This is a genomic window from Stutzerimonas stutzeri (assembly GCF_024448935.1).
Classification (GTDB): Bacteria; Pseudomonadota; Gammaproteobacteria; order Pseudomonadales; family Pseudomonadaceae; genus Stutzerimonas; species Stutzerimonas stutzeri_AO.
The window spans coordinates 1-5,507 of the sequence record NZ_JAMOIE010000154.1; the positions used below are offsets into that span (position 1 = coordinate 1).

Sequence of the window (5,507 nt, forward strand, 5' to 3'; positions counted from 1 at the left end):
CAGCAAGCCATTGGGGTTTTCGTTCAGCAGCTCGCCCAGCTTTTCGACCGTTGCGTCGTTGACGATGTAGCGGCGCGGCACAGGCGGTGGCAAGTCATCCGCGTACCTTGTCAGCTCCGCCAGCGCGCCGGCCTTGTCGCCATTGGTCATCAGCTTCTTGGCTTTGTCCTTGGCGGACTTGCGCTCAAGTTCCAGCATCTCGCCAGCCGCCTTGTGCTCGGTCATCGCCTCCTTATGCTTCTCCCGCTCTTTCGCCTCCAGCGCCGCAAGTGGGCGAAGTGCCTGCTTCATCGCTGGCGACTTCATCGCGGACGGTCTGCCGATAATGCAGCCCCATTGATTCGGCACGACTTCCCAGTCGTCGTGCTGCTTCGGGTGGATGCTGAACTTGCGGCCTACCACGGCGCTGATTCCAACCACCAGCGCCACCGCCACAAAATCAGGCGGGCATTGAGTGCGGTCGGCAACGTCTCTCACGAAGTACCTAAGCTCCTTCGGCAGCAGCTCGTCATCCCAAGGCATTGCGGCGGACAGCCCGGTCGGCAGAGGAAGGGGAACCGTAATAGGACTTAGATAATCAGCCAGCGCGTGATCCGGCATTTCAGCGGCAAAGGCCGGCACGCTAGCAACCATCCCTCCCCATTGGTCACCATATAGATCCTGAGCGGCAGTCATTGGCGGGCCTCCAGGCGCGCCAACCGGCGGCGTGCGATATCCAAACGATCAAGGTCTGTTTGGGGTAGCTTCGCCCCTTGCGCGAGCAACGACAGCCCTATGCTTACAATGCGGCGCTCGTGCTCAATCGCCGCTTTGCTCGGCCCACGCCGCTGCTGATATTTACCGGGAAATAAATCACGCAGCTCTAGCCCAATCGCAGCCGCAACATCACTAGCTGAGCAACCGCACCAGCAGTGCAAAAGAACCTTCCCGTCATCTGATTCGCGAATGCTCAAGCTTGGGTCGCGATCATCATGCGCCGGGCAGCACGCTCTCCACTTACTCGCACCGCTGGCCTTCACCTTGTCCAGACGGGCCAGCACTTGGTCAATCGAATGGCAAGCCGATCCAGCCCCAGCCAGATTACAGGGTTGTGAATAAGTCATGGCTTAGGCCTCCTGCTGAGTCAGGAAGCGTTCAACGGGTTCGATAGGCCAACGGACGGAGCGACCGAAACGGATCGGTTCAGGGAATCCCGGTGTTTTTGTCCAGCGCCACCAGGTGGTGCGGCTGATTTCGAGCTGCTCGCAGAAATGGGCAGCAGGCTTAAAGGTGCCCATTACGGGCTTAGATGTGTGCATCGGTCTCTCCAACTGGAGTTGAAAAAAACCGAGGGGCGAACAGTGTTCCTCCGGTCCCGCAAGCGGGGTCATGCCTTGACGCATAGTTCCGTCGGTAATACAGTCCGTGTTGGTATACTTGGTATACCGAAGCCGTCCAAGCTTCACCCCCCCGGGGTTCGTACTGCTAGCCGGTACAGCAGACGCGCTAACGTCTGTTCCCCATCGAAGGCCCGGTGTTGGTAGCACCGGGCTTTTCTTTTGGTGCTGTATGTCCAGCCAGTGGCCGTATAGTAGCGTCGTGTTTCACAGGGTTCAAAGCGCAAAACACAACATATCTCGGATTGAGCTTATTATCCGTTTACGCCTGTTTTCCGACTTGTATCAATTTGTTTCAGTTGCTCACTAAGCGCCATGTCGAACGCTTCCATCGCCTCGACCTTAGCCGGAAGATATGCCTCGGGGTTGTTTCTGTAGTGACGCCCCACGACGCCGGTTTGGCCGTGACTCTGCAAAAGATCCGATTGGTCGTCAGGAATCCCGTGCCGCTGCATCAGTTGCGTGCAAGTGCGGCGCAAGTCTCTCGGAGTGAATCGCTCGATTCGCTTGCCATCAATAACGGCGTGCTTGGAGCGGCACCAATCGGCAATGGCATGGGTAAAGCTGGTCACGACAAACGGCGCTTTGCCGGTAGAAGTCCAGGGCCAGTCTTCTTCGCCGTTAATCTCGAACACGTCTCCCAGTATCTCGACGGCACGGTCAGTGAGCGGCACCAGGTGAACGCGCTTCACGCTGCCTCGGCCTTTAACATCGATCAGGCGCATGACCTTCTTATCCACATCGAAACTTGACCACGGCTCTCTGGCGACTTGGGCGATGCGCTGGCCGCCAGTTGCGATAACAAACTTGAACAGCAACGCCATGACCGGGCCGACGCCTTCGGTTATCTCGATGGTGTGCCAGAACTTGCACAACTCAGCATCGCTTAGCGCCCGCTCGACAGACCTCGTTGAGTGTTCAACCTTCACCGCGTCCACCGGGTTGACGGCTAAACCGAAGCGCTTGCCGCTGGCTCTGCCGATGGTGTGCTCGGCGGTAAGCCCGTACTGAAAAGCGGCTCGCAGAAAGGCGCGCACCTTCTCTGCCTGGCTCGTCGCCCCGCGCTTCCAGATTGGGGTCAGGACCTTCTCGACAGTGGATGGCGTCACGGCATCGCACTTGAGCCTCTGGATTGAAGCAGGAATGTCCACCTCGATTACACGACGCCATTCGGCCAACTGGCGCTCACCAACCTTTCCGGTACGCGCTAGCAAGTAATCAGCGAGCAAATCCGCAACGCTCCCTCGCGCTGCCTCGTCGGCCTGCTTCTGCTTCAAGGCTTCAAATTGGCGTATGCGCTCTTGGCGCTCGGCTTCCTTGAACGCGTCATCTGCCTCAATAGCTGCTCGCAGATCCGGCTCATGACGCAGCCGTTCAGACATAACGCGCGCCTTGTCTCGAATCTCGATCAGCGTCATGCCCGTCGCTCGATGGGTTGAGCGATAGTCACCAATCTTGAGCAGCTTCTGCTTGCCGTCCAGGTAGTAGCGAAAGAACGCAGCGGGCGCGCCATCGCCAGGCCGCTTGAACATGATGGCGCCACTACCTCGCCCGGACAGGCTCTCCGTCAGAGGCTTGCAGCCGGGCTTCATGCCTTTCAGCATCTGGTCATTCACAAAGGATGAGGGGCGCTTGTTCATGGTCAACGTTTGGTCAACGTAATTGGTTGTGCTGAACGTTACATGACGAAACGGCGGGAAACAAGAAAAAGCCGTATGCCCCGCATAATAAGGGTTTCAGCTAAACGGGCCGAAACGGTACGGTGTTCAAAAAACGATCATAGCAACCGTCTTGTAATCAGTATTTCCCGAGTTCGACTCTTGGTGCCGGCACCATCTAAACGTTTCATGCAGTGCCAAGCAGTGTCATGAACGCCCCAGAAAGCCCGCCTAGTGCGGGCTTTCTGTTTCATGCAGTGCCATCAAGTGCCATCCAAGCGCTTGCCATTTGAGTACCCACACAAGTACCTTTGATTGGTTCAACGATCTTTGGGTACTCAACTGATGCCACTGACCGTCCTGCAGGTGAAGAACGCCGCGCCACGCGACAAGGATTACGGCCTTGCCGATGGAGGCGGATTACTTCTGTGGATTCGTGCCGCAGGAGGAAAATCCTGGCGATTCCGCTTCCGTCTGGATGGTAAGCAGTCCCACATTTCCCTAGGCACTGTCGACAAGGTGGCGCTGGCTCAAGCCCGCCAATTAGCCTCTGAGGCCCGCCAACTCGTAGCGCAAGGCATGCATCCAGGGCTGGAGCGTGAGGCCAAGAAAGCGCAGGCAGCAATAGCCCGAGCTAACACCTTCAAGGGGCTAGCGCTGGAATGGCACCAACACAAAGCACCTCGATGGTCGGCTGGATACGCCAACGACGTTTTGGAGGCCTTCGAGCGGGATATCTTCCCCCAAGTGGGAAGCCTGCCCCTCGCCACCATCAAGCCAATGCAGTGGCTGCACGTATTCCGCAAGATCGAGGCACGCGGAGCGCTTGAGGTCCTGCGCAAGACTCGCCAGCGCTGCCAAGAGGTCTACCGATATGCAATCGCTACTGGCCGTGCTGAGTACAACCCAATAGCGGATATTGGTGGCGCATTACAGACGCCCACCTCAAAACACTATCCCTTCTTACCCATTACAGAGCTTCCGGAGCTGTTGCGCTCCATCCAGGCCTGCCCAGGTAACGACACCGTCAAGGTCGCCACTCGCCTTTTGATTCTTACGGGGGTACGAACGGCTGAACTGAGGGGGGCTCCCTGGTCGGAGTTTGACCTCGATAAAGCGCTCTGGCTGATTCCTGCTGAGCGCATGAAGATGCGCCGCGCTCACCTGATCCCACTCTCCAAGCAGGCGGTGGCAGCACTGCGCGAGCTAGAAAGCATCACTGGTGGCTACACGCTCGCGTTTCCTGGCCGTATCGATCCGGCAAAGCCAATGAGCGAGGCCGCCATCAACCAACTGCTAAAGCGCTCTGGCTACGATGGACGCGCCACAGGTCATGGGTTCCGCCACACGATGTCCACCACCCCACCCTGCACGAGCAGGGATATCCCAGCGAGTGGGTCGAGACTCAGTTAGCGCACGTGGACAAGAACAGCATTCGCGGCACATACAACCATGCACAGTATCTGGAGGGACGCCGAGTCGGGTAGGAACAGGCCGTTACTGGCCCGTCCCCCCTAAGAACCGTACGTGCGGCTTTCACCGCATACGGCTCAAGTTTACGAAAAGTCAGCTGATGGCTGACCGGCAACAATGGCGCGTGATCCTAACACATCAGCCCACCGTATCGCAGAGCTACCTTTTCACGCTGACTATGCACCAGCGCATGGCAGTTGGGATGAAGCAGCACACGGTTCCTCAAAGTATCCGGCCCGCCGTCCACACGCCTGATGACGTGATGGTCGTGCCAACCGGTTTCCTTGCTGATCGCATGCCCGCACAGGGCGCAAAGCCCCTTCTGCCTGCGAAAGATGCTGAATATCTGCCCCCGATAACGCAGCTTGTGCTGCATCCGTTGAACCCTCAGCACCTCCCACTTCAGCTCATGCGTCGCGTCGTAGGGCTGATACTCACCCGGCAGACGCTTGTGACGCACGATTGCGGTTTCCGCCAGCCCGTACAGCCGTCGGAACTGCCTCTCTCCCTTGCCATTTTTGTAGGGATACGCAAACACCCAGTTCTGCCTGCCTATGGATCGGAAGTATTTATTCCTGATCCAGTCAGCCGACTTTCTCGGATGCCTACGCTTCGCCCACCTCCAGAGCCGCCAGAAAATAAGACTATCCAGCTTGCTGAAGGTCTGTTTTGCCACGACCGGGGAGTGGTATTGCGCCCACCCCTTCAGTACCGGGTTCAGCTGGCCGATTAACGCTTCCTGCGTCAGTGCCCCGCTGTTTTTGATGATCTCGCCTACTTTCCGATAGAACGCCGAAACGTTCTTCTTCGAGGGCTTGATCAGCAGCTTGGCCTTCCTATACGGCGATTTCGGCACGTACTTCCTGAAATTCCACCCCAGAAAATCGAAGCCTCGGTGGATATGTACGGTCTGCGTTTTCTCCCGCGACAGCGCAACTCCTCGTACCGACAGGAACTGCTCCACCCAGGGTTTGACCTCTTCTTCCAGCAGCTCTTTCGT

The 5,507-nt window shown here is 57.7% G+C and carries 6 protein-coding genes; 1 reads left to right on the forward strand and 5 read right to left on the reverse strand.

What is annotated here, in order from left to right; all coding sequences use genetic code 11:
* The 4 genes from NA637_RS23850 to NA637_RS23865 form a co-directional block, all read right to left on the reverse strand.
* The coding region (locus tag NA637_RS23850; RefSeq protein WP_256074964.1) for a DUF3987 domain-containing protein at positions 1 to 621 on the reverse strand (621 nt) is incomplete at its 3' end.
* Positions 622 to 671: 50 nt separating this feature from the next.
* On the reverse strand, positions 672 to 1,103 hold the full coding sequence (locus tag NA637_RS23855; RefSeq protein ID WP_256074965.1) for a virulence-associated protein E: 432 nt from the start codon (positions 1,101 to 1,103) through the stop codon (positions 672 to 674).
* 3 nt (positions 1,104 to 1,106) lie between these two features.
* The gene (locus tag NA637_RS23860) at positions 1,107 to 1,298 is read right to left on the reverse strand and encodes a helix-turn-helix transcriptional regulator (protein WP_256074966.1); all 192 of its coding nucleotides are present in this window, start codon (positions 1,296 to 1,298) and stop codon (positions 1,107 to 1,109) included.
* 332 nt (positions 1,299 to 1,630) lie between these two features.
* The gene (locus NA637_RS23865) at positions 1,631 to 3,016 is read right to left on the reverse strand and encodes a site-specific integrase (protein ID WP_256074971.1); all 1,386 of its coding nucleotides are present in this window, start codon (positions 3,014 to 3,016) and stop codon (positions 1,631 to 1,633) included.
* Positions 3,017 to 3,364: 348 nt separating this feature from the next.
* On the opposite strand from NA637_RS23865, the gene NA637_RS23870 reads away from it, so the two are divergent.
* Positions 3,365 to 4,447 carry a tyrosine-type recombinase/integrase gene (locus tag NA637_RS23870; RefSeq protein WP_256074972.1) on the forward strand — a complete coding sequence of 361 codons (1,083 nt, stop codon included), beginning with the start codon at positions 3,365 to 3,367 and terminating at the stop codon, positions 4,445 to 4,447.
* A 190-nt stretch (positions 4,448 to 4,637) separates the two neighbouring features.
* On the opposite strand, the gene NA637_RS23875 is transcribed toward NA637_RS23870, so the two are convergent.
* On the reverse strand, positions 4,638 to 5,507 hold an 870-nt coding region (locus NA637_RS23875), incomplete at its 5' end, for a group II intron reverse transcriptase (protein ID WP_256074974.1).

Bases quoted from the DNA above. Each gene is read 5' to 3' on its own strand.
- NA637_RS23860 (WP_256074966.1), bottom strand. From the start codon at position 1,298: ATGCACACATCTAAGCCCGTAATGGGCACCTTTAAGCCTGCTGCCCAT.
- NA637_RS23855 (WP_256074965.1), bottom strand. From the start codon at position 1,103: ATGACTTATTCACAACCCTGTAATCTGGCTGGGGCTGGATCGGCTTGC.
- NA637_RS23865 (WP_256074971.1), bottom strand. From the start codon at position 3,016: ATGAACAAGCGCCCCTCATCCTTTGTGAATGACCAGATGCTGAAAGGC.